This window comes from Streptomyces sp. NPDC045701, assembly GCF_056432045.1.
Genome location: NZ_JBWKJV010000060.1, coordinates 1 through 14,996 on the forward strand (window position 1 = coordinate 1; position 14,996 = coordinate 14,996).

Consider the following 14,996-nt stretch of genomic DNA (forward strand, 5'->3'; position numbering starts at 1 on the left):
CCGTCCCAGGAGAAGATGACGAACTGCGGCGGGGTCTGGCCCGGTTCCAGGGGAACGGGCTTGCCGGGCTGGTTCGGCTGCTTTCCGGTGTCGGAGGTGGACCCGTCCCCCAAAAGGCGCCCAGTGCCTCCCCCGCCATCCCTGCCGCGGCCCTGCCCGGCGCGGCTGGGCGAGGGAGCGGCCTGCTGCTCCTCCGGCCGCATGCAGCCAGCCAGCCCCAGCGCGGCCGCCGCTCCGAGGCCCGCGGTGAGCACGTCCCTTCTGGTGTGCGTCGGCATGCGTCTCCTTCTGTTCTAGGTGCTCATCTGGTGAGCCGGCGGATCAACTACGTCACCCGGACCGGTGGGTGGAAGAGTGAAGCCCGGCAGCGGCAGCATCGGCCGGACGCAATCCGCCGCCGGGCCCTGCAGCCCAGAATCACCCCCTTTTCCTAACGCCTGTTTATTCCAGGTCAATGGCAGCATTAAATCGATGTCCTGTGTGATGATGATTAGTTGGGCTTATCACGAAGCGGCGTACATGGAGCTGATTTGTCGGTGCGGTCCGGGAGGCCCCGGAGCCGGTAATCCCGCCCAGAAGGCGCGGTAGCGGCATGCAGCACGCCACGCCCTGCGCAACGCACATCCTGTCGGCGCGAACAGACGGCCCCTGCCCGCAGGCGTCTCAGCCGCGAACGTCCACGGCAGCTGGGGCCTGAAGCCTGTAGGCGGGAGCACCAAACGAGGCCCGGCCCCCGCCGCCGCCACTTCAAGCCCCGCGCCTCCTGCGCACACGGCGTACGCCGCCCATCACGTGGAGAAATGGTTTGCGGCACGCGATGGCGTGCGGGTGCCCGCAAAGGCATCAGGTCCGCCGGGCAATCGGGCCGCCGCCAATGGGTCACCGGACACCATTCCTGGCTGCCCGGCTACCGGCGGCTCAGTCCCCGCTGCGGACGAGAACCCCGCAACTGCCTGGTCTTCTCTGGCCGCCGCCCCGTGCTGCTACAAGCGGCTCGTCCGGCTCACCACACAGGACACGGCCTTGACCAGCCACTCCATCATCCGGCCGGCCGGCACGGCATGGCAGGGTGATCTGAGAGCCTCATCTGAGACTCACGTTATAAGACATCGTTTCTGAGGGGACACCATGACCTGGATAAGTAAGAGAAGGGGTGATCAGCGCACGTTTGTGATCACCGCTTCGCTCGTTGGAGCCATTCTTTTTGCGGGAATGACGGAACCGGCTGCCCGGGCTGCCGAACTGCCACACACTGCGGGTGCCGGGATCCAAACGGACGACCACTACACAAATGGCTATGTGATCGAGAACAAAACTGGCGACACCTTCACCCTGGACAACATTCGTTTCATCGCCGAAGAGGGCCGGCCGGCGGCGCTCACCGGGATTGCAGTCGGCGATGAAATCCCCCCTGCTTCCAGAATATACTTCGACGTTGCCCGGGATAACCCTACTGACTCCTACGCGCTCGACTTTTCGGACAAGGCCGGCGGGCGGTACTCACTGATCGCGGATACGAGCTGGTGGGGAATTGACAGCTGCGACTGGGGAACCACCTGCTCTACGGCATACACCAATGATGAAGCGGACAGCCGTGTGAGGGTTTCCCGGCACGGCCTGCCTGGAACGCAAACCTACTTTTCCTTCATTCCCAGGCCGTCTTGAGAAAACCCCTGTTCGTCAGACCCCCTGCTGTCGCGCGCGCATGCAGTCCGCAGGTTTTCCCCGAGTGGCCCGGAAATCAGCCGCTGTCGCAGCAGGAAGCCGTGTGGAGGGCCACCGCTCAGCAGTGCGGTCATACCCAGCGGTTCACCGGTACGGCCGTTCGCCGGGAACGCGGTCCGAAGGTGCGGATGGGCAAGGCCAGCATCCGGCCCGCACGCGAGATCCTGGCCCAGGCGCTGGCTGGCCAGTTCACCGGCCGCCATCCCTTCCTCGCCCGCACCATACCGGACCCCGCTGACGGGGTCACGGCGCCGGAGCCCGGCTGAGCGAGGAGATCACCCGGCAGCTCCGCCCCCGTCCGCCGGCAGGCCGGGCTTCTGAACAGCCATCCCCGCCGTCAGCGCAAGTCCGCCGAAGTGATCCGGCCAGGGGCAGCGTTCGTCGTCGAAGCCGTGCGCCGGCGGCGGCCAACTGGGCGGCGGTGACAGCCGGGGAGGTCGCGGGACCCGCCGACTGCAGGGCTTCTATGCCGCCCTCGCGCCAGGCCCGGCGCCAGCGTTCCACCGGCTGGATACTCACCCGCAGACCTTTCGCGATGACCGCGGTCTTCTCACCCGCCGTGAACCGCTGCCCGGCCTGAAGCCGGATCCCCCTCACGAAACGCCCGGCGGTCAGCGGCCAGGCTCCACCCTCCGGGATCCAGTCCTCACGCCGAGCTCAGCGGGGACGCCACCCCATCAGCGGTCAGGCCTTACGGCCGACCAGCGTGGGCCCGGTCTGATCCCAGAAATCGCCTGAGTGCTGACCTGCTGCGGAACCGGGTCTTACCGACCCGGCGGCCATCAGGGTTCCTGGGGCTGCCGGATGCGTGAGGGAACATGCTCGCGCAGCGCAAGCCGTGTGATGTCACGGAAGCCTCCCTGCGGCAGAAAGGCGGCCGTGAGGGCGGCGCCAATGCGGGGCAGATCTCCCTCATCCCGGAACAGCAGATACAACGGTTCGTAGCGCGGCCGGAACTTTCTTTTGAAGGCATGCAGCGTACGAAAGCCGTAGTACGGCTCGAGTACCGCGCCCAGCTGGTCGAGAAAGCGATCGAGCGATGAGGGGGAGCGGCCGCTGTCCTCCGTACGGGCCAGCGGAGCGCCTGAAAGCGACAGGTAGGCCGCTCCCGTATCGCGCAGCGCAACACATGAAGAGGCGATCAGGAACTCAACGACAGGCCGGAAGCCGTCCCTGCGCCGCCTCACGACATCCAGGATCCACCCGTTGATGATCCCGCCCGGGCCGTAGACCGGCAGCCATGAGGTGATGCCGTGCAGCTGGCCCTGAGAGTCGGTAGCAAGCCCTACCCGGACATGCGGGTCGAGTGCTTCCTCGACCCCGCCGAGGGTGAAGCCCATCTCAGGCAGGCTCATGTCGCCCACCCACTGCTCGGAGATGGCCCGTGCCTGGGCAAGAACATGATGCGGCTCCTTCGCGAGGGCAGTCAGACGGTAGCTGATGCCTTCCTTCCTGGCACGGTTCAGAGCTGTCCTGACGTCCTGCCACGCTTTTCCACGGAACTCCAGACCCGAAAGGTCGATGATGGTGTCCTCAGCGACTTGAAGGTGCTGCCATCCCAGAGCCGCGCTAGCTTGCTCGGCAGTCGCGCGCGTGGCGGAAAATACGCACGGGACCATTCCGGTGTCAGCGCACATGCTGTCGAACTGCTGAAGAGCCGAGCGGCAGTGCCCGGGACTGCCTACGGGGTCTCCAAGCGCCACGGCGGTGCCTGCGTGCAGCCGGTAGGCCACATACGCCTGGCCTTGGGCGGCTGCGAGGTAGCAGTTATCCGGCCAGGTCGTCATCCACGACAGATTGCTGCCGCCTTCCTGCATGAGCAGCCCGGTGGCCTGCTCGCGGCTGATGCTGGTCTGCGGGGTCCCGAGGCGGCGGCGCGGCGGGGCGCGAAAGGCATCCCTGCCGGCAATCAGCAGGGCAAGTTCAAACGCCCAGATCACCGCGTGAGGCACCAGGACGGGCAGACCCTGCACAGAGACGTCCGCACCGGAGGCGGCCCTGATGAGAAGCGCTGCTGCGACGAGCAGCCCCAGCAGTACATTGAGAACAGAGAAAAAGACCGCCCACCACCACGCCCGCCGCGACCCGCGGCGCAGCCCGTTGACGAGCATGGCTATCACCAGCAGGGACACCAGCAGCTCGGCGCCGCCCATACCCAGGCCCTGCGTGGAGCCCACAGGGCCCTCACCCGGGCTGAGCCGCACCACAATCAGCGTCATGGCAATCACCACAAGGCCAGACACGGACAGCAGCCGCCATTCCCGGCGGCTGGCCCGGCCTCTTCCCGGGAAGGGCTCCGCCAGATACCGTCCCGCTCCCAGCCCGATCACGACCGCCCACCAGTGCGCCAGGTCAGTGAACGTGCCCGAGTAGAGCAGCCACACCAGTGCATAGCTAACCAGGAAGATCCGCAGCCGCAGCCGCCAGGGAGAGCGCATAGCCGCAGAAGCAGCCGCCCCGGCTGCAAGGACTCCCGCCGAAGGGCCTACGCTCAGCTGGTGGGAAAGCTCAGCAGCCCAGTCCCAGCCGGAATGACGCAGCACCCCCGCCAACGCCGCCGACACCAGTGTCGCTCCCAGCTGTCCAGCACAGAACACAACCCCGCTGCGCGCTGTCCCCAGACAGCGCTCTGCCCACCCCAGGAGCAGCACCAGCCCCGCAAGCATGGGCAGATAAGCCCAGGGCGAGGAGACGACGAACGCACCGGTGGCAAACGTCCACAGCCGGCCGCTTTCAAGCGATGGGGCGCCGAAAGCCACCTGGGGGTACCAGGGCCGGCTCTCGACCGGGCTCCACAGCGAACCCGTCGCCACCCCCACCAGGATCACAACGGCTACAAGACTCGTGACCAGCGGCAGACGCGCGCACACCGCAAGGGCACGCTGCACACGGCGAGCGAGCCGGAGTGATCTTCTGGGGGATACTTCCTCGCGAAGAGAACCATTGTCTCTGTCCATGTCACCGCACCTTCGCATCCCTGCCCTCTCTGCATTCTGCTCCTCACCGCTGCTGGTCACTATGTGAGCGCCTGGCACCGGAAGGAAGCGGGCGGCGATGCCGTCCAGGGCGCTGGATGTCACCAGCCCACGGCGGGCGTCCCACGAGCAGCGCCGGGACAAGCAAGAAACGTGTGAGTGACGGAGAGGGTGCGGGAACACTAACGTTTCCCAGCGTTCACAACCGCCAGCCGCCTGCGAGGAAGAAGGGCGGCCGGAACAGCGGCCCTGCCCGGTTCCAGCCGGGTGCGTGCGACGCGGCAAAGAACGGGCCGCTGCTTTTCAGCTGGTGCGCCCTGCGGCTGCAGGCGGGCGCTGACTGCTGGGGCCCGCCGGTTTCCAGCGGCGGTCGCGCTGCCCAGCAGGTTTGCGAAGAGCGGCATTGGAACGCGCCGACGCCGTCCGGACCCCCGGCCCAGGCGTCCGCGATGCCTCACCACAGTGCACGTCTCCGCCCCGGTGCCCGGAAGCCGGCACGGCGTATACCTGGCGTCAGCCCGGCAGCCCCGCGATAGCCCTCCTGGCCGTGGCCTTCGTGGCACCAGCGTGACAAATAGCCATTCTATTCAGGCGATTCCTCGGCCGGGGTCAGCCAGGAGCGCCGGCGGACGAGACGCCGGAAGCTGAGGGAGCGGGAAACCCAAATAATAATGAAAATCGCGACCAGAGGGATTCCTATCGACCACAGGATGTAAATACCGGTGAGGTAAGCTGCGATCAGCAGGCTGGCTGCTACGCCCATCAGGATATCTCCCGCGATGGGCGTACCCCTTCCGTCCCTGTTGCAGGCCGCACGCCTAAGCGCCGGAGCCACCACCCTCTCCGGCCCCACTGATCTGAAGGAAGGCCGCCACAGGATGAGGGACAGGTCAGTCCCCAGGCGCGATCCGGCTCCGTTGTCTGATACCGACGGCAACGTTTCGTCCTTGTCCGGCGGATGGCCGGGCTCCCGTGAAGAAGCCGGCCCGCGGCTCGGTGCAGTCGCAGGGGTGGGCCGCCCAGGGGTAGCCGTGATGTCATCGCTTGACAGCTTCATGGAACCTCTGCGGGTTGCGGCGTGCGAGGGTAAGTGGATCTCCAGGATGTGCTGCGGTGGTGCTCAGGGGAGTCCATCGATCAGCTACTGCTTTGACCAGGAAGGCCGCCGGGCTGCTCAGCCTGACTGCACTGGAGAAGGGTGGACGTGACGCGGAGACCGCCGGCGGAGGGGCCACGGGGCCTGGAGCCGGTTCTTCAGCCGGCAGCTCGGGCCGTTGGCGGAGATTACTTCGCAGTAGTCAGGAGGCGGTCGGGGACCGCGGTGGCCAGTACCTCGTCGCCGAAGACCTGTTTGGTGCCGCCGACGGTGCCGGTCGTCCCGCTCGCGCCGGAGTGGCCGATGGCGCCGGCCCGGAGGACCGCGGCCGCACGCCGGGGCTGACGGTGCAGCCTCGCCGGCGAACAGGGGCTGGCGTGGACGCGACCGGCCTGTTCAAGCGGTATCTGGATCAGCCCATCGCCCTCGGCTTTCGCAGGTATCGCGGGGTCGCTCGGGCGGGTGTGACTGCTGGAGTTCGGCTCCTTGGTGCTTGGCGCTGGCCGTAGGCTACGCGTATGGATGAGTTGCTTGTTGCGCGGGTGCGGCTGCTTGGTCAGCAGGGGCGGTCGGTGAAGGCGATCGCCAGGGCTACGGGGATGAGCGCCGGAGATGTTGCCGGGGTGCTGAATGAGGCGGCGGCCGCGGGGATGGGCCGCGGCGAGCCTCGTTGCTGGGTGAACACCGGCTGGAGCCGCAGTGTGGATCTTCAGGGTGCGCCGCAGTGGGCGGGCCTTGATCCCGGGGCTTCCGACGCGGAGGCGATGCGTGGCCTGGTCGCGGTGCTCGTCGCTGGGGACAGCACGCGCTCCACGAAGGCGCAGGTCGCGGGGTTCCTGCTGGACGTGTGGTGTCTGGGGGTGAAGAACGCGCTTGCCCCGGAGCCTATGAGTGAGAGCCGGCTGGCCGGGCACCGGGGGCTGTTCTTCAGCGCCTTTGAGGGGCATGTGCAGGTCCCGGCCGGCCTTGCCCGCGCTCTGGTTTTCGGGGCCGCAGCCTATGCGCGCGGCCTCGGGTTCGAACCTGAGGGGGAGCTCGCCGAGGAGTTCGCGGAGGCCGCCGTGCTGCTCGGCGAGCCTGCCGGCCCCAGCCCCGTCGGTTTTGGCCGGGACGGCAAGCCCTTTTTCGTCAACGGTCCCTATGACGACCCCGAGGCGGTGTTGCGGACTTTGCGGCGCGCGGTTGGCGACGACGGTTTTCAATCCGATGCTGCCGTCCCTGGTAAGCCGTTGCGGCGGCGTCGCTTGTTGGGGCCGCGCTGGTAGCGGCCGGTGCCCGGGAGCTGAACAGCGGTTCTCACCCGGGCGGGTGAGGGGCCGGCTGTTCGCACCCGCGGCGGGCCGGGGCACCGGCAGCGTCGGCGTCGGCGTTGTGGTAACCGCGCCCGGCGAGGGGAAGCCGATGCCTGCAAGTCCGGTGGTGCCCGCGTCGGTGCCGGGGAGCTGCGCATGTTCACAGCGCCGGGATTCACCACGTTCACCGCGCTGGTGACCGGGCTGGTTTCCGCCCTCAACCGCGTGACGAGCTTTGTAGTCCTGCCGGCCGAAGGCCGGCGGATAACCACCACCTGCCACCACCGCTGCCCCGGCGCTTGCGGTTGCAGACCCGATGGGCTGGCTCCCCGAGCGTGCACCGGATTCCACGTCTGCGCAGGCAGGCGCGATTGGCGCGCTTATCGCCCCGTACCCGCAGTGGTCTGCGCCGGGGGCGCCCACCGCCGGACCTGGGCACCCGGATCGATTCGAGGGCCCGCGGACTGCGGGCTGTCACAGTGCTGCCTGACGTGACCAGCAGTGCCAGCGGTTTCTGGCCCTGCTCGCATGCCAGGTGAATCTTCCTGGTGAAACCGCCCTGGACCGGCCCAGCCCGTAGTCGTCAGGCTTATGGCCACCTTCCCCGGCCGGTTCGTTCCGGCCGGCTGCCGGGGCGCTATGGGCGCTCCTTCGGCCGCTGGCCCCTCCTCCCTTCTGGTGGAGGCATGTGGTCCCACCTCGTGACGTGGTCGGCCTGGGCTACGGGCCTGAATATCCGCTACGCGTCGTCCCGCCAGCTACCAGGTCTTCCCCGGCCCCGCCGTAGCCCTTACCTTCCTTCAGGGCCGGGTCACATCGACTGCAAATGTTGCGGGTGCTTGTGCGAGTCGGCGCAGGAGGGCGAGGGCCGCGGGGCGTCCCGTGCCGGTGAGCGCGGTCGGCTGTCCGGAGCCGCGTTCGCGGTAGAGGTAGCCCATTTCCTGGCCGGTGTGCAGCCACGGCCACAGGAGCCGCCGGGTGTCGTCGTGGGTGATGGGTGTTCCGTCGGCGTGGCGCAGGGAGGCGGCCAGTACGTGGTGGACGGCGTGTTCGAGTTCATCGTGGGGCACCGGGCCCGGCCACAGGGCACAGACCGCGGCTTCCGCGGCCTGGTGCTGGGCCCGGTCGGCGCCGAGCCAGGCGAGGACGGCGGTGTTCTGGCGGAGTTCGGGGTCGGTGAGGTGGGCACGGCCCACGCCGCTGAGTTTCACGGTGCGGTGGCGTTTGGTCAGCAGTCTGTAGTGGCGGGCGATTTCGTGCAGGTTGGCGAGCTGGAACAGGTCGGCTTCGGAACGGGGGCCCTTCCCGATCGGGTACCAGTGCGGGTAGCGCGCGAAGGCCTCGGCGACGAGCCGGCTTGGCAGGTACCCGGCCTGGGTGAGGGACACACCGTCACCGATCGCCTGCAGCAGCCAGCACAGTGGCTCGGCTGTGTCTGGGGGCGCCGGAAGGGGGCGGTCGAGCGCGGGCAGGACAGGGGCGAGCAGGTTCCGCCGTTCAGCCGGAGGCGCACTCTGCCAGACGTCACGTCGTTCTGCGCGGATGGCATCGAGCGGAGGGCGTCCATGGTGCGCCGGATGGGGTGTGGTCAGCCACTGCTCGGTCAGTTGGACCCGGGCGGCCCGGAAGCCCCGCGCGGCCGGGTCGAGGCCGCCTGCGTCCAGAGCCTGTTCGAGGCGGATCGAGGCGTTCGCGTGGGCGATGGACTCCTGTGCTCCCATGGTCTCGCCCCAGGCCAGTTCGGGGGTGTCGGGCGGGGTGGTCGGTGAGTCCGCCATGGCCTTGCGGCAGGCCGCGATGCCTTCCTGCAGGGAGTTGCGCCAGGCGCGCAGGACCCATGCGGTGGTCTCCGTGGTGCATACAGCTGCGGGCCGGGGGCGCTCAGCTCGGGTCAGCAGCCGTGCCAGCGAGCGGAGGAGTTCTTGTTGCTCGGTCTGGTCGGCGTGCCACTTGCGGGGCAGTTCGTACCAGCAAAAGCGCTCAACATCGGCTGTCGACAGCGAAGATACCTCTTGCCCGTCCGGCACGAGCCAGTCCAGCAGCCGTGCCTCGCGATCGTCCGGCCTGTCCGGGGGCGCCCCGTCGCTTTCGGGGGCGGGGATCGATCTCACTTGGTTCACCTCGCTCGTACGGCAGCCTCAACGCAATGGACGGAAACCATCCAGCTGATCTTCTCACCTCATGGGACTCACCGGGTCTCACTCACGACCCGATGAGTCCCATGAGGAGGGGCGGTCTGGGAGCGCCAACAGCGCTGCGAGGGCCGTGGCGGGATCAGGGTCGGGCGGGCCGATGGGCCACCAGGCGCTGTCCTGTTTCCCGTATGGATACCAGCGGCCGTCGCGGCCGTAGCGCAGTTGGCGCTCGCGGCCGACGACGGTGAAGCGGTTGCGCCACGCGCGCAGCTGGGGAGGCCGTCCGCCGGCCCAGTCGTCAGCGAGCGAGGCCCGGGCGCGGGCGAGCAGAGAGGGGTCCGGGGTCCAGGAATCCTCCAGGACCGCGAGTGCGGCCGCGCCTCCGTAACGCCAGGCACGTACCGCCTGGGCGAGCTCAGACGGCGGCCGGCCGGTGCTCTGGGCGATCCGGGCGAAGACCTCTGTCTGCGGGTGCTCGGCGGCGATGCGCACAGCGTCCTGCCACTCCGTCAGGTCAGCCCGATCGGGTGGTGCATCGCCTGCCAGCGCGGCGGCGAGTTGGCGACGGGCACGCCCGGCCGCGTCGGCGGCCAGGATCTGAAGTGCTTCCGGATCGATGCCGGGTCCGGCAGGCCGGGACGCCTCATAGACGGGCGGATGCCCGATGCGTTCGGGCAGGGGCGGCGGTCCGGGCAGCGGTGGCAGGCCGGCGCGCGCCGCGAAGGCCTCCCGGGCCGGTGTGCCTGTGGGTGCGGTCGGGGTGCGCGGGGACGGAACCGGCGCTGATACGCAGGGTGCTGCCTGTGATGCCGCGTGGGCGGCGTTGCGGCGGGCGAGCTCGTCGAGCAGCTGGTGTTCGCCGCGGCCGCGCATCAGCAGCAGTACGAAGGGGTCCTCGTCCAGCAGGCGTGCGACCTGGTAGCACAGAGCGGCGCCGTGCTTGCACGGGTAGCCCCAGTCGGGGCACGAGCAGGACGGCTGAAAGTCGTTCGCGGACGGCAGCAGCCGAACGCCCGCCGTCAGCGCGTCCCTGACCAGCTCGGTGGGCATGTCGCGGTCCAGCAGCGCGGCGATGTGCCCGGCGCGCGCCGCCACCGCGTCCAGCAGCCGTTCCCATTCCGCCTCGCTGAGGACGGGGATCGCCAATGACACCCGGTAGGGCCGTGGCCTGCTGCCCTGCACCGGGGCGCTGATCCGGCCCCTGACCACGGTCATCTCGCCCACGGATCCGCGCCGCGCGTAGGTGCGGCCGCGGGCGAGCCGGCCGGAATCGAGTGAGCACTCCTCCAGCGCCGACACCCACGCCTGGCCCCACCAGGTTGAGACGAAACCACCCCGGCGGCCGGGAGCCGGAGGAAAGGGAGGGAAAATACGGGCGAGCTGATCCCTGGCCCGCTGCTTGGGCTTCGTCAGGCGCCGGCTCACGTGCGGCTTCCCCTCATGGTGCTCTGCCGGTCCGGGCTGTGAGGCGCGGTGTCGTGGCGCATCGTTACCAGTTCGGCCAGCTCGGCGTCCGAGAGTTCGGTGAGGGCCGCCTCCCCATGGCTCAGCACGGCGTCCGCAAGCCCTTTCTTCTGCTTGAGCATCTCCGCGATCCGATCCTCGACCGTCCCCTCCGCGATCAGCCGGTGCACCTGCACCGGCTGGGTCTGGCCGATGCGGTACGCACGGTCGGTGGCCTGATCTTCGACCGCCGGGTTCCACCATCGGTCGAAATGGATGACGTGGCCGGCGCGGGTCAGGTTGAGGCCGGTGCCGGCTGCCTTGAGGGAGAGCAGGAAGACCTGCCGTTCGCCGCGCTGGAAACGGTCGACCATCTCCTCGCGCTGCTTCACCGGCGTCCCACCGTGCAGGAACTGCGCCGCCATGCCGCGAGCAGCCAGATGCTGCTCCAGCAGCCTGCCCATCTCGACGTACTGCGTGAAGACAAGCACCGAGCCCTCCTCGGCCACAATCGCATCCAGCAGCTCGTCGAGCAGCTCCAGCTTGCCGGAGCGGCCGGCGAGCTTCGCGTTCTTCTCCTTCAGGTACTGCGCCGGGTGGTTGCAGACCTGCTTGAGGCCGGTGAGCAGCTTCATCACCAGGCCGCGCCGGGCCATCCCATCCGCCTCGCCAATCGCCGCCAACGACTCGCGCACCAGCGCCTCGTACAACGACGCCTGCTCCTTCGTCAGCGAGACAGCCTGGTCAGTCTCGGTCTTGGGCGGCAGCTCGGGGGCGATGCCGGGGTCCGACTTGCGGCGCCGCAGGAGAAAGGGGCCCACCAGGCGGGCGAGACGGTGAGCGGTCTCCTGATCGCCGTCGGCCTCGACCGCACGGGCGTAGCGGTCGCGGAAAGCGGTGAGCGTGCCGAGCAGGCCGGGTGTCGTCCAGTCGAGCAGAGCCCACAGCTCGGAGAGGTTGTTCTCAACCGGGGTGCCGGTCAGAGCGATGCGCCCGGCGGCGGGGACAGTGCGCAGCGCCCGCGCGGTGTCCGAGTACGGGTTCTTGACGTGCTGCGCCTCGTCCGCGACCAGCAGGCCCCAGGGCACAGCGGCGCTGGCTAGGAGCGCCGCGTCGCGGCGCAGTGTGCCGTACGTGGTCAGAACGAAGGCGTTCGGCGCGACGCCGTCCAGGGTGCGGCCCGGGCCGTGGAAGCGGCGTACCGGGATGCCAGGTGCGAAGCGCTGCACCTCACGCTCCCAGTTGCCGAGCAGAGACGTCGGACAGACCACCAGGGTGCGGCCGCGGGCCGATCGCTCGTGGCGGCGCAGGTGGAGGGAGATCAGGGTGATCGTCTTGCCGAGGCCCATGTCGTCGGCGAGGCAGCAGCCCAGACCGAGACCGGTCATCCGATCCAGCCAGGCAAGGCCCCGCAGCTGGTAGTCACGCAGAGTAGCTGCAAGCATGGCGGGCTGGCCGGCGGTGGCCGATGCGGCGTCAGGGGCCGCCTCCGGCCCGGCGATCCGCGCGCGCAGCTGTTCCAGGGCGCCGCCCGCGGTGACCGGCACAGGACTGCCGTCGATCTCTACCTCGCCGGTCAGCGCCGCGCCCAGGGCACCGATCGCGGTCAGCTCGCGGCCGCGCTGCTTGCGGACCTTACCAACCAGCGCCTGGTCGACCACCACCCACTGGTCACGCAGCCGCACCACTGGGCGGTGCGCCTCGACCAGGCGGTCCATCTCCTCCTCGGTCAGTGGCTGGCCGCCCAACGCCAACTGCCAGCGGAATTCGAGAATCTGACCAGAGGAGAGGAAGGTCTCCAGGTCCGAGAGCGTCTTCTTGCGCCGGGGCGGCTCCAGCACGCCGGTCGCGGTCAGCTCCTTCGCCAGGCCCTTTGGCAGGTGGACTTGGATTCCGGCTGCGGCCAGCCGCTCCGCGGCCTCGCCGAGCAGGTCCAGCAGCTCGTCGTCTGCAAGCTGCAGCACATCGGGCGCGGCCGCGGCCAGCAGGCGCGACAGCGGCGGCCATGCCTTCGCGCCGCGGCGCAGCGCCAGCAACGCGTCGATACGGGTACGGGCGCCGAACTGCTCCGGGACGGCTGCATCCCCGGCCCACAGCTCCGCCGCATCTGCCACCAGCGTGGGGTCAGCGAGGCTGTGCAGCTGCACCACGGCCCGAAACTCCGGCCCACCGCCGCCCTCGCCGTCCCCTTCGCCGTCCCAGCTGCCGCCCGAGGCGGCGCTGTCTTCCTCCAGACGCAGGGAGACGCGCACGCCCGCGTCCATCCCGGCGGCCACCTCGGCCGCCCACTCCCGCTGTTCGGGAATGGGTACCGGCATCCGAGCGGCGAAGGCCCGATGGGCGGTCAGATGCCGCGCTGCCGGGGAGCGCGGCAGGCCGTCCGCGACCGCGTCCAAAAAGGCGCGCAGCAACGGCTCGGCGGCGGGCAGCGCCACGGGCGACGAACCCGGCAGCGGCACCGCACGTGCCTCCGGCGGCATTGCCGCCGCCAGCTCGCGTATCCGGCGCACGTCGTCGCCGTCCAGCGGACCGAGTCGCCAGGCGTCGAACCCGGCGGGGCTCAGCCCCGGCAGCAGCCGTCCCCGCGCAGCGAGTTGAAGCGCAAGAAGGGCTCCCGCTCCCCACAACACGGCGGAGGCGGAGGTGTTGCCGTTCTGCACCCTGGTGTGAGCGCGGGTGAGTACGGGCACTGCCTGCGCGACCGGCAGCAGCAACGCGGTCACGCTCCGCCGCCGGACCCCGCTCCCATGCGGCCGCACGACGGTGAGCTCCTCCGGCTCCACATCGCAGTCAGGCAGCCCGCCGCCGTCCGCCCGCCAAAACGCCACCCGGCCCTTGCGGGCCGGATCTCCAGGCAGGAAGACAGCCTCGCATGCGCTGAGCACGGCTGAGGCAGCCGGCGCAACCGCTGGCGGCTTCCTCTGCTCGGCAGGCTCGTCCACTTCGACGACCTGGAGGATACGCGCCATGATCGGATACCCTTCGAGGCGAGGTGCAGGTATGCGCTGAAGTGACACCGTCACGCTTGTCATCACGCATCCACTAGCTGTACGGCCAAATGCTATCGGCCCGTGCCCGGCGCTCGCGGCGCGGACAAAGGACGCACGAGCATCAGTACACCCAGTCCCTGAGCGGCTCGGTGTCCGCGCATGACGCCGATCTGGCGGAGACACCTCGGCGACCCCCAAGGTGCCCTCCGGGGGTAATCACGCCTTGCATCCGCTTCCTGTGGATCGCTAGATGAATGAGTCCAAGGGATCGCCTGCGGACGTAGGACGAGGGCGCCCAATGTCATTGTGTGACAACAGACTTGGACACCCTCGCGACATACGCCCGGATCGACGACGAGCTGAAGGCTTCGCCGTGGCTGGCTCCCTCCCATCCGGCCATAGGTATCGCGCCTACGCTCAGCGACGCCGACCTGCTCACCCTTGCGGTGATGTCGGCGCTGCTCGGCTACACCTCCGAGCGGCGCTGGCTGCGCCGGGGCCGGACGGGACTTCCGGCACCTGTTCCCCTGCCTGCCCGGCCAGTCCGGCTACAACAAGCGCCTGCGTGCCGCATCAGCCCTGTTCACACACATGATCCGGATCCTCGCCACGGACACCACGCTGTGGAGCGACGACGTGTGGGTGGTCGACTCCACTCCGGCCGGCTGCGGCTGCTCACGGGAGACCGCCAAGCGCTCCGATCTGGCCGGCTGGGCCCCGTACGGCTACTGCGCGTCACACTCGCGGTACTTCTGAGGCCTGCGGCTGCACCTCGTCTGCACACTCGGCGGACTGCCCATCCTCTTCGCGATCACCGGAGCGAAGGCCGACGAACGGAGACACTGCGCGACCTGCCCGACACCGCACCAGACGTGATGCCCTCCCACCCCGGCCAGACGATCACCGGCGACAAAAACTACTACGGCCGCGAGTTCGAGCACGACCTCACCGACCGTCACCTGAAGCTGCTGCGCCCAGCCCGCAAAGGCGAACCCGAACAGGCCGCAGCGCACCTGTTCAAGCCGCTGCGCCAGGTCATCGAATCGATAAACCAGACCTTCAAAGGCCAGCTCGACCTGGAACGACACGGCGGCAAGAGCCCAGCAGGGGTGGCCGTGCGGATCCTGTCACGCATCCTTGCACTCACCGCAGCGATCTGGCACAACGACAAGACCGGCCAGCCCGTGAAGCGGTCGTTGATCGCTTATGACTACTGACCGTAACGACACCCCTTGGACTCATTCATCTAGTGTCCTGCGCCGGGAATTCGATTAAGATATGAGGCCAGGCGTTCGAGGATCTCGTCGGCGCTCTTCGTCCATGTGAAGGGGCGGGGGTTC

General features: G+C 69.0%; 9 protein-coding genes and 2 pseudogenes. 4 read left to right on the forward strand and 7 right to left on the reverse strand.

Annotated features, from left to right (window positions below):
* The coding region (locus tag AC07DW_RS30240) for a twin-arginine translocation signal domain-containing protein (protein WP_478860870.1) at positions 1 to 278 on the reverse strand (278 nt) is incomplete at its 3' end.
* A gap of 850 nt (positions 279 to 1,128) precedes the next feature.
* On the opposite strand from AC07DW_RS30240, the gene AC07DW_RS30245 reads away from it, so the two are divergent.
* Positions 1,129 to 1,665, forward strand: coding sequence for a hypothetical protein (locus tag AC07DW_RS30245; protein WP_478860871.1), 537 nt, complete (start codon positions 1,129 to 1,131; stop codon positions 1,663 to 1,665).
* Positions 1,666 to 1,853: 188 nt separating this feature from the next.
* The gene (locus AC07DW_RS30250; protein WP_478860872.1) at positions 1,854 to 1,991 is read left to right on the forward strand and encodes a hypothetical protein; all 138 of its coding nucleotides are present in this window, start codon (positions 1,854 to 1,856) and stop codon (positions 1,989 to 1,991) included.
* Between the two features lie 108 nt (positions 1,992 to 2,099).
* On the opposite strand, the pseudogene AC07DW_RS30255 reads toward AC07DW_RS30250, so the two are convergent.
* The 3 genes and pseudogenes from AC07DW_RS30255 to AC07DW_RS30265 all read right to left on the reverse strand — a co-directional run.
* Positions 2,100 to 2,368 (reverse strand): annotated as a pseudogene (locus AC07DW_RS30255) (helix-turn-helix domain-containing protein); the annotation flags it as partial.
* 139 nt (positions 2,369 to 2,507) lie between these two features.
* Complete coding sequence (locus AC07DW_RS30260; protein ID WP_478860873.1) at positions 2,508 to 4,682, reverse strand: bifunctional lysylphosphatidylglycerol flippase/synthetase MprF; 2,175 nt, start codon at positions 4,680 to 4,682, stop codon at positions 2,508 to 2,510.
* Positions 4,683 to 5,283: 601 nt separating this feature from the next.
* Positions 5,284 to 5,463, reverse strand: coding sequence for a hypothetical protein (locus AC07DW_RS30265; protein WP_478860874.1), 180 nt, complete (start codon positions 5,461 to 5,463; stop codon positions 5,284 to 5,286).
* Between the two features lie 851 nt (positions 5,464 to 6,314).
* Here AC07DW_RS30265 and AC07DW_RS30270 point away from each other — a divergent pair.
* Positions 6,315 to 7,061 (forward strand): hypothetical protein, encoded by a 747-nt coding sequence (locus AC07DW_RS30270; RefSeq protein WP_478860875.1) that lies wholly within the window; start codon positions 6,315 to 6,317, stop codon positions 7,059 to 7,061.
* Between the two features lie 827 nt (positions 7,062 to 7,888).
* Here the strand turns inward: AC07DW_RS30270 and AC07DW_RS30275 are convergent.
* From AC07DW_RS30275 to AC07DW_RS30285, 3 genes are all read right to left on the reverse strand, one after another.
* Positions 7,889 to 9,199, reverse strand: a complete 1,311-nt coding sequence (locus AC07DW_RS30275; RefSeq protein ID WP_478860876.1) for a hypothetical protein — start codon at positions 9,197 to 9,199, stop codon at positions 7,889 to 7,891.
* Between the two features lie 87 nt (positions 9,200 to 9,286).
* The gene (locus AC07DW_RS30280; RefSeq protein ID WP_478860877.1) at positions 9,287 to 10,522 is read right to left on the reverse strand and encodes an SWIM zinc finger family protein; all 1,236 of its coding nucleotides are present in this window, start codon (positions 10,520 to 10,522) and stop codon (positions 9,287 to 9,289) included.
* 122 nt (positions 10,523 to 10,644) lie between these two features.
* On the reverse strand, positions 10,645 to 13,635 hold the full coding sequence (locus tag AC07DW_RS30285; RefSeq protein WP_478860878.1) for a DEAD/DEAH box helicase: 2,991 nt from the start codon (positions 13,633 to 13,635) through the stop codon (positions 10,645 to 10,647).
* Between the two features lie 329 nt (positions 13,636 to 13,964).
* Between AC07DW_RS30285 and AC07DW_RS30290 the strand changes: the two are divergent.
* A pseudogene (locus AC07DW_RS30290) lies at positions 13,965 to 14,873 on the forward strand (IS982 family transposase).
* Positions 14,874 to 14,996 lie beyond the last annotated feature (123 nt).

Coding starts and splice junctions, on each gene's coding strand:
- AC07DW_RS30245 (WP_478860871.1), top strand. CDS start 1,129: ATGACCTGGATAAGTAAGAGAAGGGGTGATCAGCGCACGTTTGTGATC.
- AC07DW_RS30250 (WP_478860872.1), top strand. CDS start 1,854: ATGGGCAAGGCCAGCATCCGGCCCGCACGCGAGATCCTGGCCCAGGCG.
- AC07DW_RS30260 (WP_478860873.1), bottom strand. CDS start 4,682: ATGGACAGAGACAATGGTTCTCTTCGCGAGGAAGTATCCCCCAGAAGA.
- AC07DW_RS30265 (WP_478860874.1), bottom strand. CDS start 5,463: ATGGGCGTAGCAGCCAGCCTGCTGATCGCAGCTTACCTCACCGGTATT.
- AC07DW_RS30270 (WP_478860875.1), top strand. CDS start 6,315: ATGGATGAGTTGCTTGTTGCGCGGGTGCGGCTGCTTGGTCAGCAGGGG.
- AC07DW_RS30285 (WP_478860878.1), bottom strand. CDS start 13,635: ATGGCGCGTATCCTCCAGGTCGTCGAAGTGGACGAGCCTGCCGAGCAG.